23 protein-coding genes are annotated in these 23539 nt (G+C 64.4%); 10 read left to right on the top strand and 13 right to left on the bottom strand.

The window, feature by feature from the left end; genetic code table 11:
- Positions 1-210 precede the first annotated feature (210 nt).
- The 3 genes from IVB29_RS04225 (at position 211) to IVB29_RS04215 (ending at position 4047) form a co-directional block, all read left to right on the top strand.
- Entirely contained in the window at positions 211-1623 is a 1413-nt protein-coding gene (locus IVB29_RS04225; RefSeq protein WP_247502126.1) for an MFS transporter, read from the top strand.
- A 424-nt stretch (positions 1624-2047) separates the two neighbouring features.
- Complete coding sequence (locus IVB29_RS04220; protein WP_247502125.1) at positions 2048-3220, top strand: hypothetical protein; 1173 nt, start codon at positions 2048-2050, stop codon at positions 3218-3220.
- Between the two features lie 86 nt (positions 3221-3306).
- Entirely contained in the window at positions 3307-4047 is a 741-nt protein-coding gene (locus IVB29_RS04215; RefSeq protein ID WP_247502124.1) for a sulfate transporter family protein, read from the top strand.
- A gap of 80 nt (positions 4048-4127) precedes the next feature.
- On the opposite strand, the gene IVB29_RS04210 is transcribed toward IVB29_RS04215, so the two are convergent.
- Genes IVB29_RS04210 through nth form a run of 3 tightly spaced genes read right to left on the bottom strand, consistent with a single transcriptional unit; the run spans position 4128 to position 7687 of the window.
- On the bottom strand, positions 4128-5756 hold the full coding sequence (locus IVB29_RS04210; RefSeq protein WP_247502123.1) for an MFS transporter: 1629 nt from the start codon (positions 5754-5756) through the stop codon (positions 4128-4130).
- Positions 5743-6882, bottom strand: coding sequence for an HlyD family secretion protein (locus tag IVB29_RS04205; protein WP_247502122.1), 1140 nt, complete (start codon positions 6880-6882; stop codon positions 5743-5745). The genes IVB29_RS04210 and IVB29_RS04205 overlap by 14 nt, the downstream gene beginning before the upstream one ends.
- A 37-nt stretch (positions 6883-6919) precedes the next feature.
- Positions 6920-7687: an endonuclease III gene (gene nth / locus IVB29_RS04200; RefSeq protein WP_247502121.1), complete on the bottom strand. Its 768-nt coding sequence runs from the start codon at positions 7685-7687 to the stop codon at positions 6920-6922.
- A 22-nt stretch (positions 7688-7709) separates the two neighbouring features.
- On the opposite strand from nth, the gene IVB29_RS04195 reads away from it, so the two are divergent.
- Positions 7710-8243 carry a DUF2244 domain-containing protein gene (locus IVB29_RS04195; protein WP_247502120.1) on the top strand — a complete coding sequence of 178 codons (534 nt, stop codon included), beginning with the start codon at positions 7710-7712 and terminating at the stop codon, positions 8241-8243.
- Positions 8244-8297: 54 nt separating this feature from the next.
- Positions 8298-9194, top strand: a complete 897-nt coding sequence (locus tag IVB29_RS04190; RefSeq protein ID WP_247502350.1) for a bifunctional helix-turn-helix domain-containing protein/methylated-DNA--[protein]-cysteine S-methyltransferase — start codon at positions 8298-8300, stop codon at positions 9192-9194.
- A gap of 134 nt (positions 9195-9328) precedes the next feature.
- Here the strand turns inward: IVB29_RS04190 and IVB29_RS04185 are convergent, their stop codons facing one another.
- The 8 genes from IVB29_RS04185 to dnaK all read right to left on the bottom strand — a co-directional run bounded on the left by IVB29_RS04185 (position 9329) and on the right by dnaK (position 16719).
- Positions 9329-9952, bottom strand: coding sequence for a 2,3-bisphosphoglycerate-dependent phosphoglycerate mutase (locus IVB29_RS04185; protein ID WP_247502119.1), 624 nt, complete (start codon positions 9950-9952; stop codon positions 9329-9331).
- A gap of 23 nt (positions 9953-9975) precedes the next feature.
- Positions 9976-10791 (bottom strand): 4-hydroxy-tetrahydrodipicolinate reductase, encoded by an 816-nt coding sequence (gene dapB / locus IVB29_RS04180; protein WP_247502118.1) that lies wholly within the window; start codon positions 10789-10791, stop codon positions 9976-9978.
- Positions 10792-11044: 253 nt separating this feature from the next.
- Positions 11045-11356 carry a DUF1330 domain-containing protein gene (locus tag IVB29_RS04175; RefSeq protein ID WP_247502117.1) on the bottom strand — a complete coding sequence of 104 codons (312 nt, stop codon included), beginning with the start codon at positions 11354-11356 and terminating at the stop codon, positions 11045-11047.
- 23 nt (positions 11357-11379) lie between these two features.
- Positions 11380-12090 carry an orotidine-5'-phosphate decarboxylase gene (gene pyrF, locus IVB29_RS04170; protein ID WP_247502116.1) on the bottom strand — a complete coding sequence of 237 codons (711 nt, stop codon included), beginning with the start codon at positions 12088-12090 and terminating at the stop codon, positions 11380-11382.
- A 6-nt stretch (positions 12091-12096) separates the two neighbouring features.
- The gene (locus IVB29_RS04165; protein WP_247502115.1) at positions 12097-12675 is read right to left on the bottom strand and encodes an NAD(P)H-dependent oxidoreductase; all 579 of its coding nucleotides are present in this window, start codon (positions 12673-12675) and stop codon (positions 12097-12099) included.
- Positions 12676-12732: 57 nt separating this feature from the next.
- The gene (locus tag IVB29_RS04160; RefSeq protein ID WP_247502114.1) at positions 12733-13332 is read right to left on the bottom strand and encodes an rRNA adenine N-6-methyltransferase family protein; all 600 of its coding nucleotides are present in this window, start codon (positions 13330-13332) and stop codon (positions 12733-12735) included.
- An 88-nt stretch (positions 13333-13420) separates the two neighbouring features.
- Positions 13421-14557 carry a molecular chaperone DnaJ gene (gene dnaJ / locus IVB29_RS04155; RefSeq protein WP_247502113.1) on the bottom strand — a complete coding sequence of 379 codons (1137 nt, stop codon included), beginning with the start codon at positions 14555-14557 and terminating at the stop codon, positions 13421-13423.
- 260 nt (positions 14558-14817) lie between these two features.
- Positions 14818-16719 carry a molecular chaperone DnaK gene (gene dnaK, locus IVB29_RS04150; protein WP_247502112.1) on the bottom strand — a complete coding sequence of 634 codons (1902 nt, stop codon included), beginning with the start codon at positions 16717-16719 and terminating at the stop codon, positions 14818-14820.
- A 394-nt stretch (positions 16720-17113) separates the two neighbouring features.
- Between dnaK and IVB29_RS04145 the strand changes: the two genes are divergently transcribed.
- Together IVB29_RS04145 and pncA are read left to right on the top strand one after the other, a co-directional pair.
- Positions 17114-18055, top strand: coding sequence for a hypothetical protein (locus IVB29_RS04145; protein ID WP_247502111.1), 942 nt, complete (start codon positions 17114-17116; stop codon positions 18053-18055).
- Positions 18056-18144: 89 nt separating this feature from the next.
- Positions 18145-18867, top strand: coding sequence for a bifunctional nicotinamidase/pyrazinamidase (gene pncA, locus IVB29_RS04140; RefSeq protein WP_247502110.1), 723 nt, complete (start codon positions 18145-18147; stop codon positions 18865-18867).
- Between the two features lie 80 nt (positions 18868-18947).
- On the opposite strand, the gene grpE is transcribed toward pncA, so the two are convergent.
- Positions 18948-19553, bottom strand: a complete 606-nt coding sequence (gene grpE / locus IVB29_RS04135; protein WP_247502109.1) for a nucleotide exchange factor GrpE — start codon at positions 19551-19553, stop codon at positions 18948-18950.
- A 96-nt stretch (positions 19554-19649) separates the two neighbouring features.
- Positions 19650-20738 (bottom strand): heat-inducible transcriptional repressor HrcA, encoded by a 1089-nt coding sequence (gene hrcA, locus IVB29_RS04130; RefSeq protein WP_247502108.1) that lies wholly within the window; start codon positions 20736-20738, stop codon positions 19650-19652.
- Positions 20739-20906: 168 nt separating this feature from the next.
- On the opposite strand from hrcA, the gene rph reads away from it, so the two are divergent.
- Genes rph through hemW form a run of 3 tightly spaced genes read left to right on the top strand, consistent with a single transcriptional unit; the run spans position 20907 to position 23468 of the window.
- On the top strand, positions 20907-21620 hold the full coding sequence (rph, locus tag IVB29_RS04125; protein WP_247502107.1) for a ribonuclease PH: 714 nt from the start codon (positions 20907-20909) through the stop codon (positions 21618-21620).
- A gap of 11 nt (positions 21621-21631) precedes the next feature.
- Positions 21632-22267: an RdgB/HAM1 family non-canonical purine NTP pyrophosphatase gene (rdgB, locus tag IVB29_RS04120; RefSeq protein ID WP_247502106.1), complete on the top strand. Its 636-nt coding sequence runs from the start codon at positions 21632-21634 to the stop codon at positions 22265-22267.
- A 16-nt stretch (positions 22268-22283) separates the two neighbouring features.
- A complete protein-coding gene (hemW, locus tag IVB29_RS04115) occupies positions 22284-23468 on the top strand; it encodes a radical SAM family heme chaperone HemW (RefSeq protein ID WP_247502349.1) in 1185 nt (394 codons plus the stop codon).
- Positions 23469-23539: the final 71 nt, after the last annotated feature.

Genomic DNA, 23539 nt, shown 5'->3' with positions numbered 1-23539 from the left:
CGGATCGCAAGAGCGATCCGACCTCTCCCCGCAAGCGGGGAGAGGTAAGAGAACGCCGAGTTCGAAAATCTCGAACGCTTCCATCGATATGTTCTTCTGGATTTCCACTCCTGACCCGCCAACATGGCGCGATCCGGCAGAGCTTGCGACAAGCAACAGAGATGAGCCGCCGGGAAACGCGCGCGATTTGCGCGCCACGGGGAGGACATCATGAGCGTTGTCGGCATCGACACAGGCTTTGAGCTCGGCGCTGCGCCATCCGTACCTGACGAAATCTCCCGGCGGCTCGAGGCGATGCCGGGAACATCCTATGTCTGGCGCCTCGTCATCCTGCTCTCGCTCGGCGGCTGCTTCGAGATCTACGATCTGTTCCTCACCGGCTATATCGCCCCGGGCCTGAGCCGCAGCGGGCTCCTGAGTACGACAACAACGGCGTTCTTCGGCTTCTCCGGCATCGGCGCCTTCGTCGCCGCGACTTTTGCCGGACTGTTCGTCGGCACCTTCTTCCTCGGCTTCCTCGCCGACCGTTTTGGACGCCGCGCGATCTTCACCTATGCGCTGCTGAGCTACACGGCTGCGTCCGTGATCATGGCCTGCCAGACTTCTCCCGAAGGCTTGTTGTTTTGGCGCTTCCTCGCCGGCATCGGCATCGGCGTCGAGGTCATCACCATCGACGCCTACATCACCGAGCTGGTGCCGAGCCGGATACGCGGCCGCGCTTTTGCGGTGAACCAGTCGATCATGTTCATCGCCGTGCCCGTCGTCGCTTTTCTCGCCTGGTGGCTGGTGCCGCTCGCGCCCTATGGTGTCGAAGGCTGGCGCTGGGTGGTACTGATCGGGGCGGCCGCCAGCATGATCATCTGGGTGCTCCGCCTGTTCCTGCCCGAGAGCCCGCTCTGGCTGGCGCGGCACGGCCGCAACGAGGAGGCGCTTCGCATCCTCGGCTCGCTGGAGGCCGCCAGCGGTGGTGCCGGCACACGGCCCGCGACGTCGCCTGCGCTTCAAGTCCGGCAGGTCGCGCGCGTCAACTTCGCCGACCTGTTCCGCCCGCCCTATCTTACGCTGGTCGTGCTCTTCATGGTGTTCAATTTTTGCCAGGCTTTCGGCTTCTACGGCTTTGCCAATTGGGTGCCGACGCTGCTGGTGGAGAAGGGCATCACCGTCACCAAGAGCCTGCAATATTCCTTCATCGTCGCGTTCGCCTATCCGATCGCGCCGCTGCTCGCCGCGAGCTTTGCCGACAAGTTCGAGCGGCGCTGGATCATTGCGGGTGCCTGCATCGCCATCATCATCTTCGGCATGGCGTTCGCGCAACTGACCGAGCCCGCGCTGCTGATCGTCTGCGGCGTGCTGCTGACGGCCTGCAACACCACGATGTCCTACGCTTATCACGCCTACCAGACCGAGGTGTTTCCGACCGAGATCCGCGCGCAGGCCTCCGGCCTTGTCTATTCGATGAGCCGGTTGAGTGCGACGTTCTCGGGCTTCATCGTCGCCTACATGCTGAAGGAGGCCGGCGTCACCGGCGTGTTCGGCCTGATCACCGTGGCGATGCTGATCGTGGTGATCGCGATGACGCTGTTCGGCCCCAACGTGCGCGGCAAGCCGCTGGATACGATGTAGGCACGATTTCTCGACTCGTCATTGCGAGCGTAGCGAAGCAATCCAGTCTGCCTCCGCGGGGAGATTCTGGATTGCTTCGTCGGAAGGGCTCCTCGCAATGACGGAGGAGGGAACGTCGGCCGGCTGCGTGCTCTTGGCACGAGCCGAACGCTTGCCATGACTTCCTCCGTTTGTGATTGGAAGGCAGATTGTCGCATCTCAACTGTAGGTGTAATCTCAGCCGCGAATTGGTTCAGGAAATGAGCCACGTTTTTTCAGAAATATCCTTATTCGGCAGACGAATACTTCGCCGGCTCAAACCGGCACCGAATTGGTCAATAGCTCGGACCATTCGGCGCCCATGATTTCGATCTAAGATTGCAACCATCGGCCCGCTTGGCCGACCAATGAAAGATGTTCTTCAAAGTCAATTGCGGAGGATGCGATGCTGGCCGACCGTAAATGGGTTGAGAGAAATCTCGGTTTCGATCCGATCACGACACCGCCGCCGCGCGATACCTTTACGGTGAAGCGCGTGGCGAAGGCGGCCGTGAAGAAGTCCGCAAGGGTCACGGCGGAAGACTTTCGACGCGAGATCATTGATTTCGATTCCGAATCCGCCGAGGGCCGCGAGTTCATGGCCTTCTCGACCTCGACCGGGCTGTCGCGCTTCACCGACATTCCCTGGCCGAAGGGGCTGGCGCCGCAGACCGGCCCGAAGCCGAAGGGCAACGGCAAGGGACCGCTGCCGCGCGCCGACGTGCTGGTCGTGACCTGGACCGTCGACGAAGGCCACGCACTCAGCCGCGTCCTGACGCCGGGCAAGGACTCGCGCAACGATTACCTGCCGTACACGCACAATTACGCAACGATCTCCAAGAAGATGCGCAACGGCTGCCCGGCCAAGGAGCTGAAGCGGCTCGGCGCCTACTGGACCACGACGATCGGCAAGAAGAAATGCGTGATCTTCAAATCCGACTCGCACATGTCGCAGGACGGCCCGCAATTGCCGAATGTCGACGTCTGGCGCCAGATCATCACCGAAGTGCAGCCGACGCTGGTCATCACCACGGGCACGGCCGGCGGCATCGGCAAGGAATTCGAGGTCGGCGACGTCGTGGTCTCGCCGATCGTGCGCTTCGACTGCCTGTCGAAGTTCAAGAAGGAGCCTTTTGCGCAGGAGCACTTTTCCAGCAAATCCGCCGTGACGAAGAAGTTCACGCAGGCCAAGACGCTGTTCAAGGCCAATGCCGCTCAATTGCCGAAGGAGAACACCAGGGCACCGAAGATTTTTGTGGTGAAGCCGAGCGGGCTGTCCTCCTCCGTGGTCACCACCGACTTCTTCGGCTTCGACACCTCGGACAATCATTTCCATCTCCAGGGGCTCGGCGACGTCTCCGAAATGGGCGACGCCATTCTCGGCCTGGTGGCCCAGGAGATGGGCACCAAGGCGCCACGCTGGCTCGCGATCCGCAATGTCTCCGACCCGCAGATCAAGGCCGAGGGCACCCTGAAGCAGCAGGAGCAGGTCGCCGCCCAGATCTACAAGGGTTTTGGTCGCTGGAGCACGGTCTGCAGCGCCATCACCTGCTGGGCCAGCATCGCGGCGGAACGTTAAGCCGCAGGTGGCGACTGGTCAGCGTCCCTTGCCGAAGCGGGCCGGCATGGCTACCTCTCGCGGGTGATTTCGTGAGAGGGTTCCCCATGCTGGATGCCGCCGTCAAGGCGCTGTCGCAAATGATGTCGCCGCCGATGCGCTCGATCCTGTGGCGATCGGTTGGGCTTGCGTTGGTGCTGATCGTCGTGCTGGCGATCGGGTTGCAGCGGCTGCTCAGCTGGTTTGCGACGTATGGCGAGGTTTGGCTCGAGGGCCTGCTCGGACCCGGCTGGCATTCCTCGCTCGAAGTGCTTGCCTGGATCATCTCGATTGCTGCCGGTCTTGGCGTCGTGTTCGGCAGCGTCTTCCTGATGCCTGCGATCACCTCGCTGGTGGCGAGCTTCTTCGTCGACGACGTCGCCGATGTCGTCGAACGCGAATATTATCCCGCCGAGCGGCCCGGCGTTGCACTGCCGTTCAACCAGGCGATCACCGAGGGCATCAAGACCGCGCTCCTGACGATCCTGGTCTATCTCGTCGCGCTGCCGCTGGTGTTTTTGGCCGGCGCCGGCTTCTTGGTCTTCTTCCTCGCCGCCGCCTGGCTGTTGGGGCGCGAATATTTCGAGCTCGCGGCGATGCGCTTCCGCTCGCCGGAGGAGGCCAAGGCGATGCGGCGCGACAACGCGGCCACCATCTTCACCGCCGGCCTCTTCATCGCCGCCTTCGTCTCGATCCCGATTGTCAATCTGGCGACGCCGATCTTCGCCATGGCCTTCATGGTCCACATGCACAAGCGCCTGTCCGGCCCGCGGCCCGAGCTGATCGAGCCGGCACGGCAGATGCGGTGATTGCAGTGCGCTCCCTGTCCCGCAAGCGGGAGAGGTGACCGCCCCCGCGGCACGATTGAACGAACCAACCGCCATTGCATCTAGCTGACCTGCGCGCCACACTTGCGCAGCAGCATCTTGGCGAAGCCGAACGGCGCCGGCGTGAACGGGCCGGGCGGGGCGCGGGTGATCAGCGCGATGAAACCGAGCGCGGCCATCGCCAGCCAGAAGCACAGCCAGAAGCCGTCGATATAGGCGAGCACATTGGCCTCGCGCTGGACCAGTCCGGCAAGCGTCCCGACCGCGCGCGCCTGGGCGAGACCGGTGGCATGGGCGGCGAAGTAATCGGCGAGTTGCTTGAGCCTGCCCACCACATCGGCATCGCCGACCAAAAGATTCTGGCCGATATAGAAGGAATGCACCTGCTCACGGACGCGCAGCCACGTTCCCATCAGCGCCACGCCGATCTCGGCGCCGCCAAGCCGCATGATCTGGATATAGGCGGCAAAGGACGTCGCGCGGCTCGGATCGGAGTTCGACAGCGCCATGATGATGATCGGCAGCAGCGTCAGCGACTGCCCGACTGATTGCAGCAGCACGATGCCGACAAAATCCTCGCGGGCCCAGTCATGGGTGAGCTGGGTGCCCCAGAGATTGGCGGCGGCAAAACAGGCAAAGCCCAATACCGTCACCACGCGCGCGTCGAAATGGCGGAGCAGCCAGATCGACACCGGCACCAGCACGAACATCGGCAGCGCGCCATAGGTGAGCAGCAGCAAACCGCTTTGCTCAGGCCGGAGCAGACCGACATTGCCGAGGAAGTTCGGCACCAGCGATGAATTGGAAAGAGACGTCAGCGTGTAGAGCAGGATCACCACCAGCGACAGCCCGATGTTGCGCGAAAACAGCACGTTCACATGCGCCCATGGCTGGCGCACCAGTGACTCGTTGATGAGGAAGGCAACGAGCAGCACGCCACCGCCCACGAGCAGCGCCATCACCGTGCCGGAGCCGAGCCAGTCCAGCCGATTGCCCTGGTCGAGGCCGGCATAGATCATCGAGACCCCCGCGCCAAGCAGCAGCATGCCGCCCCAATCAGCCTCGCGCAGCAGCACGCGATTGACCGGCTCGTTCGGCGTGCCCAGATAAACCATCAGGCCCATCAAGGGCGCGATCACCGCGCTCTGCCAATACAGCCATTGCCAGCCGAGATGGTCGACATAGAAGCCGACCAGCGCGCTCGAGGTGTCCAGCGCAAAGCCGACGCGGATCGAATAGAGCGAGATCGCCGGCAACCACCAGCGCATCGGCAGATTGCGGAACACGATCATCAGCGTTGCCGGCACGAAGGTGCCGAGCAACAAGCCATGCACGACGCTGAGCGCGAGCAGGGTCGGGTAGTCGCGCACGAACGGGATGATCAGCGACACCGCGGCGTAGATGAGGCTCGGAATGCCGAGAACGCGGCGCAGGCCGAACGCTGTCGCGAGCCACGCCACCGCCGGCGCGATGAGGATCTGCGAACCGATGCCCGCCGTGGAGAGCCAGGCGCCTTCGTCGAAAGAGAGCCCGAACGCGCCGCGCAGATCGGGCAGGCCGATTGTGCTCAGGCGGCTGTCGACATTGGTGAGGAACGAACCGAGCAGGACGGCAGCGACCGCAAACAACGGCTGCGGAGCGATGCCGCCGCGCGAGACCGGCCCGTGGCCTGCATCGTCATTTGCCGCCATTCGCGGCCTTCGTGTCGATGCTGGTGACGACCGACATGCCGGGCACGAGCCGGGTCAAGAGCGGCTGGTTGTCGTCGAACTGGATGCGCACGGGAATGCGTTGCACCACTTTTGTGAAATTGCCAGTGGCATTGTCCGGCGGCAGCAGCGCGACCTGCGCGCCGGTCGCCGGCGCAATGCGCTCGACGCGGCCACGCAGCTTCTCCCGCGGAAAACTGTCGACGGTGATCTCGACCGGCTGGCCGGGCGCGACATGCGTAAGCTGGGTCTCCTTGTAGTTCGCGATCACATAGACTTTTGGCAGCGGCACGACGTTGATGAGATTGGTGCCGATATTGACGTAGTCGCCGGGCTGCACCTGACGCTCACCGACGACGCCGTCGAACGGCGCGGCGATCTTCGTGTAGCCGAGCTTGAGCTTGGCGCTCGCCAGCGTCGCCTTGGTGGCGTCGAGATCGGCGGCGCGCTGTTTCTTGGTGCCCTGCAAAACCTCGAGCTGATGCTGCTGGGCCGCGATCACGGCGCGGCTCGCGCGCACATCGGCCTGCGCCTTGGCCAGACCCGCAACCGCCTGCTCGAACCGCTGCCGCGTGCCGGATTCGGTCTGCGTCAGCGATTGCTGGCGCTCCTGCTCCTGCTTGGCCTCGACCTCGAGCGCTTCCGCCGAGAGCCGCGCCGCCTCGGCCTGCGCGATGGTCGCATATTGCAGCTCGATCTGGTTGCCCAGATTGTCGAGCACGGCTTGCGATGCGGCAACCGCGGCCACGGACTGCGCGACTTGCGCCTGGTAGTCGGCAGGATCGATCTGGATCAGGAGGTCGCCGGCCCTGACGCGCTGGAAGTCGGTGACCCCTACGGTCAGCACTTCGCCGGAGACACGGCTGGCCAGGCGTGTCAGCTCGGAGCGCACATAGGCGTCATTGGTGGTCTGGACCACGGCATTGCCGACCCATTCGTCGAAGCGCTGCGTCGCCAGTGCGACGAAGCCGAGCGCGACGACGACGGCGAACAGCGGGATCGCGAGCCGGCTCCACAGCGAGCTCGCCGGCCGCTGCGTCGGTTTTGGTGGCGGGGCCGGTGCAGCGGCGGCAGGTGACGGCAACGAGACTTGTTCCTGCTGACTCACGATAGACCCCCAAAACGACTTTGACCGAACACCGTTCTCACACCGTCTTCTCCGGCCATCGGCAGAGATCGTTGATCAGGCAGACCTCGCAGCGCGGCTTGCGCGCGAGGCAAGTATAACGGCCGTGCAGGATCAGCCAATGATGGGCATGCAGCATGAATTCGGCCGGGATCATTTTTTCGAGACCAAGCTCGACTTCGAGCGGCGTCTTGCCCGGCGCCATCCCGGTACGATTGCCGACGCGGAAGACATGCGTGTCCACCGCCATGGTGTGCTCGCCAAAGGCCATGTTGAGCACGACGTTGGCGGTCTTGCGTCCGGCGCCCGGCAGCGACTCGATCCCGTCACGCGTGCGCGGCACCTCGCCACCGAAATCGCTGAGCATTTTTGCCGACAGCGCGATCACGTTCTTCGCCTTGGTGCGATAGAGGCCGATGGTCTTGATGTACTCGCGCAGGCGCTCCTCGCCGAGATCGAGCATCTTCTGCGGGGTGTCGGCGACCTCGAACAATGCCCGCGTCGCCTTGTTGACGCCGGCGTCGGTCGCCTGCGCCGACAGCACCACGGCAACCAGCAGCGTGAACGGATTAACGTGCTCGAGCTCGCCCTTCGGCTGCGGATTGGCCTTGCGGAAACGGCTGAAGACCTCATGGACCTCGGCCGGCGTCCAGGGCTTTATAGCCTTGAGCGATTTCTTTGCGGGCGCCGATTTCTTGGCGGGCCTGGGCTTCGCAACCGCCGCCTTTGCCATTTTCTTCGGCACGGCGGCTTTGCGCGGGATCGGCTTGCGGGTGATTTTCGCCATGATCGGGATATACTGAGGGACGATGAGCACAGGCAACGAAATTGAGCGCAAGAATTCTGAAGATCCGCGCGAGGTGCAGATCTTCTCCGCGCTGCTGACGCCGCACCGCTCGCTGAACCGCACCGGCTTCCTCGCCGTGATGCTGTTCCTGAGCGTCGTCAGTTTCGCCACCGGCCTCGTCTTCCTGATGATGGGGGCGTGGCCGGTGTTCGGCTTCTTCGGCCTCGACGTTCTCGTGATCTGGTGGGCCTTCAAGGTCAATTTCCGCGCCGCGCGGGCGAGCGAACAGATCGTCATCACCCCGTCGGAACTGCGCGTGCGCCGGGTCAGCCATCGCGGCCAGGTCGCCGAATGGACATTCAATCCGCTCTGGGTCCGGCTCGATCTGGAGGTCGACGAGGATTTCGGCATCGAGCACGTCTACCTGATCTCGCGCGGTCGCCGTATCCAAATCGCCGGTTTTTTGGGGCCGGAGGAAAAGGCGAGCTTTTATAATGGCTTGGTCGAGGGACTGAACGCCGCCCGGCGGGGCCCGACCTATAATCCGGTCACCTGATGTCAGGTCGGAAATCGGGTGGTTTCGCGCTCCTGCCGCGCCTACATTCCGCTCATGATGACACTCGCCATACATGACCAGCGACTGACCAAACCGGGCCCCCAGAACGCCGCGCTGCGCGACTATGATTCGGTGCGCCGGGCGATCGCCTTCATCTCGGAAAACTGGCGCACGCAGCCGGCCATCGAGGCGATGGCCGATGCGGCCGGCGTCACCCCGGATGAGTTGCACCATCTGTTCCGGCGCTGGGCCTCGATCACCCCGAAGGCCTTCATGCAGGCGCTCACCCTCGACCATGCCAAGGGTCTGTTGCGGGATTCGGCCAGCATCCTCGACGCCGCGCTCGACTCGGGGCTGTCAGGGCCGGGCCGGCTGCATGATCTCTTCGTCACGCATGAAGCAATGTCGCCGGGCGAATGGAAAAATGGCGGTGCGGGGTTGACGCTGCGCTACGGATTCCACCCTTCGCCGTTCGGCACCGCGATCGTGATCGCGACGGATCGCGGCCTGTCAGGGCTCGCCTTCGCCGATCCTGGCGAAGAGAAGATCGCACTCGCTGACATGACGCGGCGATGGCGGAACGCAACTTACGTCGAAGATCACGAAGGCACCGCGCCGCTGGCACAGCGCATCTTCGACACAAAACTGTGGCGGCCGGATCAGCCGCTACGCGTGGTCATGATCGGCACCGATTTCGAAGTGCGGGTGTGGGAGACGCTATTGAAGATTCCGATGGGCCGCGCGGTGTCCTATTCGGACATCGCCTGCAACATCGACAGCCCGAAGGCCTCGCGCGCCGTCGGTGCCGCTGTCGGCAAGAACCCGGTCTCGTTCGTCGTGCCCTGCCACCGCGCGCTCGGCAAGAGCGGCACGCTCACCGGCTATCACTGGGGCATCACGCGGAAACAGGCGATGCTGGGCTGGGAAGCCGGGCAGTTGGGAATGCAGTGATCGTCGCCCCGACGAAGGTCTCGTAGGGTGGGCAAAGGCGCAAAGCGCCGTGCCCACCATCTCTCTCAATCATTGACGCAGCGTGGGCACGCTTCGCTTTGCCCACCCTACGGCGCCGCGCGTGCGGCGAAGAACTAGCCCGCCAGATCGAGCTTCGAGGCCACCGTCGAATCCGCATTGAGGCGGTAGATGATCGGCACGCCCGTCGCGAGTTCGCGCTTCAGGATGCCTTCGGGCGACAGCTTTTCCAGCACCATGATCAGCGCGCGCAGCGAATTGCCGTGGGCGGCGACCAGCGTGCGCCTGCCGTTGAGCACGCCGGGCAGGATCTCCTGCACGTAATAGGGCAGCGTGCGCGCGAGCGTGTCCTTCAGGCTTTCGCCGCCGGGCGGCGGCACGTCGTAGGAGCGGCGCCAGATCAGCACCTGGTCCTCGCCCCATTTCTTGCGCGCGTCGTCCTTGTTGAGGCCGGAGAGATCGCCATAGTCGCGCTCGTTCAGCGCGAGATCTTTCGAAGTCGGCAAGCCCTTCTGGTCGAGCTCGCCGAGGATGAGATCGAGCGTGTGCTGCGCGCGCGTCAACACCGAGGTGTAGGCGACGTCGAACACGAGGCCCTGCGCCTTCAGCTTGCGGCCGGCTTCCGTCGCTTCCTTCACGCCGAGCTCGGTGAGATCAGGATCCTTCCAGCCCGTGAAAAGGTTCTTCAGATTCCATTCGCTCTGGCCGTGGCGCACGAGCACGAGAAGACGTTCGCTCATTGACTGCTTTCCGTTGCTTTCATCTAGAGATCGGCGAGGCCGAGCACGTCGGCCATGGAATAGTGCCCCGGCTTCTTGCCATGCGCCCACAACGCCGCCTTCAGCGCACCGTGTGCGAACAGCATGCGGTCTTCGGCGAGATGCGTGAGCGTCAGGCGTTCGAACGGACCGAGGAAGCTCACGCTGTGCTCGCCGGCGACGGTGCCGCCGCGCAACGAGGCGAAGCCGATGTCGCCGGGCTTACGCGCCCCGGTGATGCCGTCACGGCCACGGTCCGCATGCTCCTCGAGCGAGATGCCGCGGCCGGCCGCTGCGGCCTGGCCCAGCATCAGCGCCGTACCCGACGGCGCATCGATCTTCATGCGGTGATGGGTTTCGACGATCTCGATATCAAAACTCTCGTCGAGCGCCTTGGCGACGCGCTTGACCACGGCGGCGAGCAGGTTGACGCCCAGGCTCATATTGCCTGATTGCACCACGACCGCGCGGTTGGTGACGCTCTTGATCACGGCGTTGTCGGAGCCTGACAATCCGGTGGTGCCAACGACATGCACGATGCCGCGCTCGGCCGCGATCGCGACATTGGCGATGGTCGCGGCCGGCACGGTGAAATCGAGGATGCCGTCGGCCTCCTTCGACATCGCCCAGAGATCGGCCGAGAGCTTGATCCCGTTGGCCGGCAGGCCCGCAAGCACGCCGGCATCCTTGCCGAGCAGTTCCGAACCCGGCGCCTCCAGCGCGCCCACCAGCACCGCGCCTTTGCTCTCCGCAATCGCCCGCGTCAGCGATCGGCCCATCCGGCCGCCGGCTCCAGCAACAATCAAGCGCATGTCGGACATGGTGTGATCCTCTCACGGCCGTTGTAGCGGGGGGACGCAGTTCCGGCAACCGAGGGGGATCGGGCAGGATCGCGCTTACCCTCCCCTGGAGGGGGAGGGTCGCTGGGCATGCAGCGAAGCGAAATGCACAGCGGGGTGGGGTGACAGTGCTTCCGCGACGAACACTGCCCGGGTGGAGAGATCACCCCACCCCACCCCGCTCGCGCTACGCGCGATCGACCTCCCCGTCCAGGGGAGGGTAAGAAAGAAAACCTCAGCCGTCCGACGGCTGCGGGCCGTCATAGCCCTCGATGATGATGAGGTCGGCGATGGAGTGCGGCTGGCGCACCTTGATGTTGGCCTGGTATTCCGGCGAGTTGTAGCAGGCGATCGCGGTCTCGTAGTCCGGGAATTCGATCACGACGTTGCGGGTGCGGCTGGAGCCTTCGACGGTGGTGAACTTGCCGCCGCGGACGGCGAAGCGGCCGCCCCATTTCTTGAAGATCGGACCGTTGGCGACGGCGTAGGGCTTGTAGCCCTCGTCATTGCTGACATCGACGCGTCCGATCCAGTAGCCTTTTGCCATTGTTCTTCTCCCTGTGTTGTTGGTTAGCCGAGTGCTTGCGCGATCTCGGCCTGGATGGCTTCTGCAATCGCCTTGGGGTCGGCGGCTTCCACCACCGGCCGCCCGACGACGAGATAATCGGCGCCGGCAGCGATCGCGCGGCCCGGCGTCATGATGCGCTTCTGGTCGCCGGTTGCCGAACCCGCCGGGCGGATGCCGGGGGTGACGAGGCTCATCTGGTGGCCGACGATCTTGCGAAGGCTGCCGACTTCCTCGGGCGAGGACACGAGGCCGTCGACGCCGAGCACCTGCGCCTGCTGCGCGCGCGCTTCGACCAGCTCGGAGACGCCGAGCCGATAGCCCGCCGCGTGCAGATCGTCGTCATTGTAGGAGGTCAGCACGGTGACGGCGAGAATCTTCAGGCTCGCACTGCCGCGGCCCTCGACGGCGCCTTTCATCGTCTGCGGATAAGCGTGCACGGTGAGGAAGGTCGCGCCCAATCTGGTGATGCTCTCGACGCCCTGCGCCACCGTGTTGCCGATGTCGTGCAGCTTGAGATCGAGAAAAACCTTCTTGCCCTTGTCGGCGAGCCTGGCGACCAGCGGCAATCCGCCGGCATAAGCGAGCCGATAGCCGACTTTGTAGAAGGTGACGCTGTCGCCGAGCCCAGCGATCATCGCCTCCGCGGCATCGACGCTGGGCAGATCGAGCGCAACGATCAGACGGTCTTTCGGGGCGATTTCGGCTGGCGTCATGTCACCTCACATCATGCGTTGGGAAATGTCGATCAACTGCCGCACCAGCTCCTTCAACGAAGCGATATCGCTCTCGTTCTTCAGCCTGTCCATATCGTCATAGGCCTGATCGGCAAAGGCGAGGGTGAGCTGGCTGGCAATCACATTGGCGTGGCAGGAGGTCAGGATCAGCCTGAGCGCCTGGAGCGCGCGGGCAGCGCCGAGCCTGTTCTGTGAGGCGCCGGCGAGCGCGAAGGTACGGTTGCGGAAGACGTCGCCGCGCGCCTCGTGCGGGTCCTGCACGCGACTGACCCAGTCGATCGCGTTCTTGAGCAGCGGCGGCACCGAGGCATTGTATTCGGGCGAGACGAGCAACACGCCATGATGCGTGCCGATCATCCGCTTGAGATTGACCGCGTGCTTGGGCACGCCCGATTTGGCCTGGAGATCGCCGTCGTAGATCGGCAGCGGAAAATCGGCGAGCGAGATGCGGGTGATGTCGACGCCGGCCTGGGCGAATTCATGGGCGGCGACCGCCGCCAGCTTCGCATTATGCGAGCCGGTGCGTAGCGAGCCGGGAATGACCAGGATTTTGGGTGCGGACATCCGCTTCCATGCGTTCGGCGAAACGAGCCCGCCGCGCAAAGGAGAATGCCGGCGGAATTAGTCCTTGCGATACACCCAGACGCGGGCCGGCGGAAGGTTCATCCAGATCCGGTCCGATGCCTCTGTGGACACGCCGGGCAGCGATTTCGGGATCGGCGGCACCACCGCATAGGTGAACTGGACGAAGGGCGCGCCGGGTGCGAGCGCCGTGAAGGCATCGCGGATCAGCCGTAGCCGCGTCAGCATCGGTTTCGTGACGAGCGGCAGGCCCGAGACCACCGCGGAAGCCGGCGCACTCAGCACGTTCCAGAGCGTGTCGCGCAGGCGATAGGCATCGCCCTGCACCACCTTGGCCTGCGGATAGCGGTCACGCAGCAGGGCGCAGAAGCCGGGATTGTATTCGACGAGGACGAGACGCTTCTGGTCGACGCCGCGCTCGATCAGGGCCGAGGTGATGGCGCCGGTGCCGGGTCCGAGCTCGACCACCGGTGCGTCGGAATTGACGTCGACGTAATGGGCCATTTTCCGGGCGAGCAGCTTGCCCGACGGCATGACCGCGCCCATGTGCAGGGGCTTTTCGATCCACGATCTGAGAAAGCGCACCTCGTCATCAAGACGGGGCTTCTTCAACGCACGCGCGGACGATGGCAATGGCATGTCAGGACCGGACGGGACCGCAGGAACGCGGCGTGTCAGAAAATAGTCATAAACAGGTATAGGCCGAAGGCGATACGGTCAAGACGAGTCAGCTGGCCCGATTGCTGAACAGATCCTTGACCTTGGCGAAGAAGCCCACGGATTCCGGCTGGGTATTGCCCGAGGACAGCTTTTCGAACTCGGCCAGCAATTCCTGCTGTTTCTTGGTGAGATTTTGCGGGGTCTCGACCGCGACCTGGACGTACATGTCGCCGGTCTGGCGCGAGCGCAGCACCGGCATGCCTTTTGATGCAATGCGGAATCGGCGGCTCGACTGGGTGCCTGCCGGCACTTTCACCTTGGCTTTCCCGCCGTCGATGGTCGGCACCTCGAATTCCCCGCCAAGCGCCGCCGTCACCATCGAAATCGGGACCCGACAATGGAGATCGGCGCCGTCGCGCTGGAACAGCTGGTGCTGGGCCAGCGAGAGGAAGATGTAGAGGTCGCCCGGCGGGCCGCCGCGGACCCCGGCCTCGCCCTCGTTGGCGAGCCTGATCCTGGTGCCGTCCTCGACACCCGGGGGAATGTTGACCGAGAGATTCCGCTCGCGGGTGACGCGGCCCTGGCCCGAGCAGGACGGGCAGGCGTCCTCGATCATCTGGCCGCGACCCTGGCAGCCCGGACAGGTCCGTTCCAGTGTGAAGAAGCCCTGCGACTGCCGCACGCGGCCGGCGCCGCCGCAAGTCGAACAGGTCTTCGGCTTGGTGCCGGCCTTGGCGCCGATGCCCGAGCAGGCCTCGCAGGTGACCGAGACCGGAATCTCGATCTGCGCGGTCTTGCCGCCAAAGGCGTCCTCGAGCGTGATTTCCATGTTGTAGCGCAGGTCGGCGCCGCGCTCGCGGCCGCCGCGACCACGCTGCTGTCCGGCCATGCCGAACAGGTCCTCGAAAATGTCGGAGAAGGAGGAGGCGAAGCCGGCGCCGAAGCCAGCACCGCCGCCGCCGCCGGGGCCGCCCTGCTCGAAGGCCGCATGGCCGAAGCGGTCGTAGGCCGCGCGCTTGTCCTTGTCCTTCAGGATCTCGTAGGCTTCGTTGAGTTCCTTGAACTTGACTTCGCTGGAGTCATCCCCGGGATTGCGGTCGGGGTGAAACTTCATCGCAAGCTTGCGGAAGGACGATTTCAGCGCGGAATCGTCGGCGGAGCGTTCGACCTCGAGGGTTTCGTAATAGCAGCGCTTGGTGGACATGTCTGTCTCGGCCTATCCAATCGCGATTCAAGTCGGGGCGAAACGACGTCGCCACGCGACCATATAAGCAGCCTTCCGCTGATCGGCAGAGGGCAGCACGGCGGCGTTCAGCATAACGGCTGGGAATTGATCGATCGTCACGGGGCCGATCTCGACAGAATCTGGCCCCGTCGAACCCGACACGAAGGCCTCCCCCCTGAGGGGAGAGGCCGACTGCGCGTGTGAGGTCAAAGCCGCCCGCATCATGACCCTCTTCGGGTTCAGGCGGACTTCTTGTTGGTCTTGTCGTCGTCGACCTCGGTGAACTCCGCGTCGACGACGTCGTCCTTGGCCGCATCCTTCTTGGCGTCGGCCTCGGCCTGTTGCGTGTACATGGCCTCGCCGAGCTTCATCGAAGCCTGCGCCAGCGTCTGGGTCTTGGCCTTGATCGCCTCGGCGTCGTCGCCCTTCAGCGCTTCCTTGAGGTCACCGACGGCATCCTCAATGGCGCGGCGTTCGGGCTCGCCGACCTTCGAACCATGCTCGGCCAGCGCCTTCTCGGTGGAATGCACCAGTGCGTCGGCATGGTTCTTGGCATCGACCGCCTCGCGGCGCTTCTTGTCCGCTTCGGCATTGGCCTCGGCGTCCTTGACCATCTTCTCGATGTCGGCTTCCGACAGACCACCGGAAGCCTGGATGCGGATCTGCTGCTCCTTCGCAGTCGCCTTGTCCTTGGCCGACACGTTGACGATGCCGTTGGCGTCGATGTCGAAGGTCACCTCGATCTGCGGCATGCCGCGCGGGGCCGGCGGAATGCCCATCAGGTCGAACTGGCCGAGCATCTTGTTGTCGGCCGCCATTTCACGCTCACCCTGGAAGACGCGGATGGTGACCGCGTTCTGGCTGTCCTCGGCGGTCGAGAACACCTGGCTCTTCTTGGTCGGGATCGTGGTGTTGCGGTCGATGATGCGGGTGAACACGCCGCCCAGCGTCTCGATGCCCAGCGACAGCGGGGTCACGTCGAGCAGCAGCACGTCCTTGACGTCGCCCTGGAGCACGCCGGCCTGGATCGCGGCACCGATCGCCACGACTTCGTCCGGGTTGACGCCCTTGTGCGGCTCCTTGCCGAACAGCTGCTTCACGACTTCCTGGACCTTCGGCATGCGCGACATGCCGCCGACCAGCACGACTTCGCCGATCTCGGCGGCGGTGAGGCCGGCATCCTTCAGAGCCTTGCGGCAGGGCTCGACGGTCTTCTGGACGAGGTCGTCAACCAGCGCTTCGAACTTGGCGCGGGTGAGCCTCATCGTCAGATGCTTCGGGCCGCTCTGGTCCGCGGTGATGAAGGGCAGGTTGATCTCGGTCTGCGTCGTCGACGACAGCTCGATCTTGGCCTTTTCAGCGGCTTCCTTCAGGCGCTGCAACGCGAGCTTGTCGTTGCGCAGGTTGATGCCCTGCTCCTTCTGGAATTCGTCGGCCAGGTAGCCAACGAGGCGCATATCGAAATCTTCGCCGCCGAGGAAGGTGTCGCCGTTGGTCGACTTCACCTCGAACACGCCGTCGCCGATTTCGAGAATCGAGACGTCGAACGTGCCGCCGCCGAGATCGTACACGGCGATCGTGCCGGCCTTGGTCTTGTCCAGACCATAAGCGAGCGCAGCCGCGGTCGGCTCGTTGATGATGCGCAGCACTTCAAGGCCCGCGATCTTGCCGGCGTCCTTGGTCGCCTGGCGCTGGGCGTCGTTGAAGTAGGCGGGAACGGTGATGACGGCCTGATCGACCTTCTGGCCGAGATGGGCTTCCGCGGTCTCCTTCATCTTCTGAAGGATGAAAGCGGAGACCTGCGAGGGCGAGTAGGTCTGGCCGTCGGCCTCGACCCAGGCGTCGCCGTTGGAAGCCTTCACGATCTTGTACGGAACGAGCTTCTTGTCCTTCTCGACCATCGGGTCGTCGTAGCGGCGGCCGATGAGGCGCTTCACTGCGAAGAAGGTGCGCTCGGGATTAGTGACGGCCTGGCGCTTGGCAGGCTGGCCGACGAGGCGCTCACCGTCATCCGTGACGGCGACGATCGAAGGCGTCGTGCGCATGCCTTCGGAATTCTCGATGACTTTGGCGTTTTTGCCATCCATCACGGCGACGCACGAATTCGTCGTGCCGAGGTCGATCCCAATGACCTTTCCCATGGTCCTGATATCCTTGTTTTTGCGGCAGGTTGGCTAGGCCCAGAAGGCACCCGAACCGAACCCCCTAAGATCAAACATTCGCGATATTGCGATGGTTGACGCTCATATAGGAGGGGGGGTGGGCCCCGCAAGGACCGAACGCAAGTTTCGGCCGTGAAAACATTGGGTTTTGGAAGATCATATCCGGGCTCAACCGTCCTTGCGGGTGATGAATTATTAACAGGTTCAGGCTTCAGCCCGCCCCCACCACCTTGATCTGCCCCGCCCTGTTACCGGCGATCCAAACCGGCTAAAAGGCGGACCGGCCGGACAGCCCCATGAGGCTGCTTCGCGCGACAAATCGGCCCGGTGGCCGACCATCGAACGGCCTCAATGTGAACCAATCAGAGTGCCCATGAAGCTGATCCGCCCCCTCGCCGCGCTCGCCCTTCTCGTCGCCACAGCGCTTCCGGCCCTTGCTGCCGACGCCGTCTACCCGCCTGGCCTGCGCCTCGGCATGGTGCCGCTGGTGGGCTTGAGCACGGCAAAAACCTTTCCGGGCTTCGAGAGCGAGGACGGCAACGTCAAGGTGCTGATCACCGAGCTGCCGCCGGCGGCCTATGGCGAGGTCGTGAGCGCCTTCAATGCCAATACGACCGGCACCGCCGGCGTCAAGCAGGACAAGATCGAGACGCCTGCGGGCCTGGCCTATTTCACCACCGAGAGCGGCAAGGCCGGCGAGACGGCGGTGCGGCGCTATTCGATGATCGTGCCGGGCGCCGGCTTCTCCGGCTATGTCGCGGTGCAGATCCCCGAGAATGCGACCAAGATCTACACCGACGAGGCGGTGCGGCAGATGTTTGCGAGCACCGTGACCCGCAAGCAGGTGTCGGCCGACGAGCAGATCGGGCTGATGCCGTTCAAGATCTCCGATCTCGCCGACTTCAAGGACGTCCGCACGCTGGCGCCGGGCTCCAGCATCATCCTGGCCGACGGCGACGAGAGCACAGGCTATGAGTCGAAGCCGTTCATGATCCTCGGCCTGATCGGCGCCACTCCGCAGCAGGCCGACGACCGCGCCCGCTTCGCCCAGGAGGCGGCGCTCCAGATCCCCGGCGTCCGCGAATCGCGCGTCACCATGTCGGAGCCGATCCGCATCAACGGCCAGCAGGGTTTTGAGACCCGGATCGACGGCGTCAGCGGCAAGGACAAGATCCCCGTGACCGTGGTGCAGTGGATTCGCTTCTCGAGCGGCGGCGCCTCGCTCCGCATCATCGCCAGCGCCCCGCGCGAGCAGTGGCTGGCGGCTTTCACCCGCTTCCGCGCCGTGCGCGACGGCATTCAGCCGAAGGGGTAGCCAAAGCCGGCTGCATTTTCGGGCTTCTGTTCGTATACGAACGGAACTAGGCTCCTCTCCCGTTGGATCATCCTAAGGGGAGGCGAACGATGCTGGATCGGCGACAAATCCTGGTGGCGCTTGGGACAAGCGCTCTCGTAGCCCTCACTCCGAGCGCGCTCCTTGCAGCCGCCTCGATCAAGCCCGACGACACCTCTGCGCTGCTCGTGATCGACGTGCAAAACTGCTTCCTGCCGGGCGGCAGCCTCGCCGTGAAGGAAGGCGAGCAGGTGGTGCCCGTCATCAACAAAATGGCAAAAGCGTTTTCGAACGTGGTGATGACGCAGGACTGGCACACGCCCGGTCATGTTTCGTTTGCGTCAGTCCACGCCGGCAAGAAGCCGTTCGAGACCGTCGATCTTCCCTACGGCAAGCAGGTGCTATGGCCGGACCATTGCGTGCAGGGCACCGATGGCGCGGCACTGTCGAAGGACCTCTCGATCCCGCACGCCGAGCTCATCATTCGCAAGGGCTTTCACAAGGACGTCGACAGCTATTCGGCCTTCCTCGAAGCCGACGGCAAGACCTCGACGGGACTCGCCGGCTATCTGAAGGGACGCAAGATCAAGCGCGTCTTCGTCGTGGGCCTGGCGACAGATTTCTGCGTCGCCTGGACCGCGCTCGACGCGCGCAAGGCGGGTTTCGAAGTCTATGTGGTGGAAGACGCCTGCCGCGGCATCGACAATCAGGGCTCGCTCGCCAAAGCCTGGGCCGATATGGCCAAGGCCGGCGTCAAGCGAATCCAGTCCGCGGATATCGCGGTAAGCGCGTAGGCGCTACGAAAACTGCCAAACCCTGATCCTGAGGAGCCCGCTTCTTGGCGCGCGCCTCCTCACCATGAGGGGTAGAGCGCTCAGTTCGACTCGTTGCTGTTCGCGGCGACCGCGGCCTTTGCGCCGCCCTTGGCGACACCGACCAGCGCCGGGCGCAGCACGCGCTCGCCGATGGTGTAGCCGGCCTGCATGACCTGCACGACGGTGCCCGCGGGCACCGACGCATCGGGCACCTCGTACATCGCCTGATGGAAGTTCGGATCGAACTTCTGGCCTTGTGGATCGAGCTTCTTCACACCGTGCTTTTCCAGCGCGTTGAGCAGCGAACGCTCGGTGAGCTCGACACCTTCGATCAGCGCGGTCAGGCCGGAATCGGCCGCGGCGCGGGCCTCGGCCGGAACGGCATCGAGCGCGCGCTGGAGATTGTCGGCGATGTCGAGCACGTCACGGGCAAAGCCGGTGACGCCGTAGAGCTTGGCGTCAGCGACCTCCTTGGCGGTGCGCTTGCGTAAGTTCTCCATCTCGGCCAGCGTCCGCAGCATGCGGTCGTGCGCCTCGGCGGCTTCCTTCTGCAACAGCTCGACCGAACCGGGCTCGGGATCGTCGGGCATGATGTAGGGTTTTGACACCACGGGCTCGCCGGTCGGCGGGGTCGCGTCGTCGGGCTGCCGGTCTCGATCGGTCATCGGCTCTCTTTTCGAACTCGTCTCAAGGGATTGTTGGCCCGGATATCGTGCCTAAGCGCACGAAAATCAAGCGCCTGTGATCGGAGGAAATGCCGGTCAGCCCCCCAAAAGGCGGCTGACGATGCGGGCGGCGTAGTCCACGGTCGGGATCACACGGGCATAATTCAGCCGCGTCGGCCCGATCACGCCCAAAACGCCGACGATGTGGCCGGCGGCATCTCGATAGGGCGAGATGATCGTGGAGGAGCCTGACAAGGAAAACAGCTTGTTCTCCGAACCGATAAAGATGCGCACGCCTTCCGCGGTTTCGGCACGTCCCAAGAGGTCAATCACGCCGCGCTTGGTCTCGAGATCCTCGAACAACAGGCGAACGCGCTCGAGATCCTCAAGGGCATGCAAATCCTCGAGCAGATTGGCATGGCCGCGGACGATGAGCTGGCGGTCCTCTTTCTCGCCGCCGGACCAGCTGGCGATCCCGGCCGAAATCACCTTCTGCGTCAGCTGGTCGAGCTCGGCGCGGGCCTCTCCGAGCGCCGTTTCCAGCTCGAGCCGCGCTTCGGCCAGCGTCCTGCCGCGAATCCGCGCATTGAGGAAATTGCCGGCCTCGGTGATCGCCGAGGAGGGAACTCCAGGGGGCAGCGACAGCACGCGGTTTTCGACCTGGCCGTCCTCCCCGACCAGGATCACCAGCGCCTTTTCCGGTTCCAGCCGGACGAATTCGATGTGTTTCAGCCGCGCATTGGACTTTGGCGTCAGCACCACGGCGGCGGCCCGCGTGAGACCGGACAGCCGCGTCAACGCCTGATCCAGCGCCGCCTCGACCGATTGTGCCTGGCCGACGGACGTGAGCTGGCTCTGGATGGACTGCCGCTCCGCATCGGTGAGGTCGCCGACCTGCATCAGGGCGTCGACGAAGAAGCGCAGGCCGAGTTCCGTCGGCAGCCGGCCGGCGGAGGTGTGCGGCGCGTAGATCAGGCCGAGCTGTTCCAGATCGGCCATGACGTTGCGGACCGAGGCCGGCGACAGCGGCATCGCGATCAGCCGCGAGATATTGCGCGAGCCCACCGGCTCGCCGGTCGCGAGATAGCTTTCGACAATTTGACGAAAGATGTCGCGAGAACGCTCGTTGAGCTGGGCGAGGCCTGCGCGCGGCGCGATCAGATGGATCGGATCGTGATGGGCCACAGACGGTAACTCCTCTCAGACGCTCGTAATTTGTCCATCCCGGAGGGTTCTGACAAGCGTGGCGTTTGCGGGGTGGAAAAACGGGGGTGAAAAAGCCTTGTTCTCCCCACTCACCCCCCCTACAAGCACCGCGAATAGCCCTTTTCCGAGAGTTTTGGAGGATTCCTCATGCGGCCAAGCCGCCGTGCGCCCGACGAATTGCGCCCCGTGACGCTCGAGCGCGGCGTGGTCAAATATGCGGAAGGCTCCTGCCTGGTGAAATTCGGCGACACCCATGTGCTGGTCACCGCCACGCTGGAAGACCGCCTGCCGCCGTGGCTGAAGGGCCAGGGCCGCGGCTGGGTCACCGCCGAATACGGCATGCTGCCGCGCGCGACCTCCGAACGTACCCGCCGCGAAGCCGCCGCCGGCAAGCAAAGCGGTCGCACCGTCGAGATCCAGCGCCTGATCGGCCGCAGCTTGCGCACCATTGTCGATCTCGAAGCGCTCGGTGAGCGCCAGATCACGGTCGATTGCGACGTGCTCCAGGCCGACGGCGGCACCCGGACGGCCTCGATCACCGGCGCCTGGGTCGCGCTCGCCGATTGCCTCAACTGGATGAAGGCGCGCAACATGATCAAGGCCAAGGTGCTGCGCGACAACGTCGCCGCGATCTCCTGCGGCATCTACAACGGCACGCCCGTGCTCGACCTCGACTATGCCGAGGATTCGGAAGCCCAGACCGACGCCAATTTCGTCATGACGGGCGATGGCCGCATCATCGAGGTGCAGGGTACTGCGGAACGCGAGCCGTTCACGCAGGACGAGTTCCTGGCACTGATGGCGCTGGCCCAGAAGGGCATCGCGCGTCTCGTGGACTTGCAGAAACTGGCTGTCGCGTAGTCAATAGACCCATGCACCGCCGAATCACCGGAAAGCTCGTCATCGCCACCCACAATCCCGGCAAGCTCGCCGAGATGAAGGAGCTTTTGGCGCCTTACGGCATCGAGGCGGTGTCGGCCGGTGAGCTCGGCCTGCCCGAGCCCGAAGAGACCGGTAGCGATTTCCGCAGCAACGCCGCGATCAAGGCGATCGCGGCGGCGCAGGCGACCAGGCTTCCCGCCTTCGCCGATGATTCCGGCATCGTCGTCGACGCGCTCGACGGCGCGCCCGGAATCTACAGCGCACGCTGGGCTGGACCTTCGAAGGATTTTGCTGCGGCGATGGCGCAGATCGAGCGCCTGTTGCAGGAGCGCGGCGCCACCGCGCCCGACAAGCGCAAAGCGCATTTCGTCTCCGCGCTCTGCGTTGCCTGGCCCGACGATCATCTCGAAGAGGTCGAGGCGCGCGTCGACGGCACTTTGGTCTGGCCGCCGCGCGGGACTGCCGGCTTCGGCTATGATCCGACGTTTTTGCCTGACGGTCACGACCGCACCTTCGGCGAGATGACCAGCATCGAGAAGCACGGCCTGCCACCGCTCGGCCTCGGCCTGTCGCATCGCGCCCGCGCCTTCGTGAAACTGGCGGAGATCTGCCTTGAGCCGCGCTAAAGCGTTTTCGAGCGAAGTGGATACCGGTTCGCGCCAGGAAAACGCGTCAAAACAACAATCCGAAGCCTTTGGCGTCTACGTGCACTGGCCGTTCTGCCTGTCGAAGTGCCCGTATTGCGACTTCAACAGCCACGTTCGCCACGCCGCGATCGACGAGGCGCGGTTTGCCTCCGCCTTCGCGCGCGAAATTGAAACCACCGCGCAGCGTTCGCCCGGCCGCGAAGTCACCTCGATCTTCCTCGGCGGCGGCACGCCGTCGCTGATGCAGCCTTCGACTGTTGGCGCCGTGCTCGACGCGATCGGCAAGCACTGGAAAGTTGCCAGCGACGCCGAGGTGACGCTCGAGGCCAACCCGACCAGCGTCGAAGCCACGCGCTTTGCCGGCTATCGCGCTGCCGGCGTCAACCGCGTTTCACTCGGCGTGCAGGCACTCGACGATGCCTCGCTGAAAGCGCTCGGCCGCATGCACAGCGCGCGCGAGGCGCTCGATGCCGTCGCCATCGCACGCCGTTCGTTCGACCGCTATTCATTCGACCTGATCTACGCTCGCCCCGACCAGACGCCGGCGATGTGGGCCAACGAGCTAAAGCTCGCGATCGATGAAGCGGCCGAGCATCTGTCGCTCTATCAATTGACGATCGAGGAAGGCACGCCGTTCTTCGGCCTGCACAAGGCCGGCAAACTGAAGACGCCGGATGAAGCCGTCGCACGCGCGCTTTATGACGTCACACAGGAAACCTGCGACAAGCTTAGCCTGCCCGCCTACGAGATTTCCAACCACGCGCGGCGCGGCGCCGAGTGCCGGCACAATCTGGTGTATTGGCGCGGTGAGGAATATGCCGGCATCGGTCCTGGCGCGCACGGCCGTCTCGATATCGACGGCGTGCGCCATGCCACCGCCACCGAGAAGCGTCCCGAAGCCTGGCTGATGCGCGTCGAGACCAACGGCCACGGCAACGTCACCGACGATCTCCTCAACAGCGAAGAACGCGCCGACGAATTCCTGCTGATGGGATTGCGCTTGGCGGAGGGCATCGATCCCGAACGGTACAAGGCACTCTCCGGCCGCCCGCTCGATCCCAAACGCATCACGCTGCTGCGTGAGGAAGGTGCGATTACAGTGGATGCGACGGGACGGCTGCGCGTGACCAGCAGCGGATTTCCGGTGCTGGATGCGGTGGTCGCGGATCTCGCGGCGTAACGATATCTCGTAGGGTGGGCTAGCCCTGCAGATGCGCAAAGCGCATCTGCTCGGCGTAACCCACCAACTTC

It is taken from the genome of Bradyrhizobium sp. 1, from assembly GCF_023073315.1.
In the GTDB taxonomy this organism is placed as follows: Bacteria; Pseudomonadota; Alphaproteobacteria; order Rhizobiales; family Xanthobacteraceae; genus Bradyrhizobium.
This window is presented reverse-complemented; position numbering and strand designations above follow the sequence as displayed.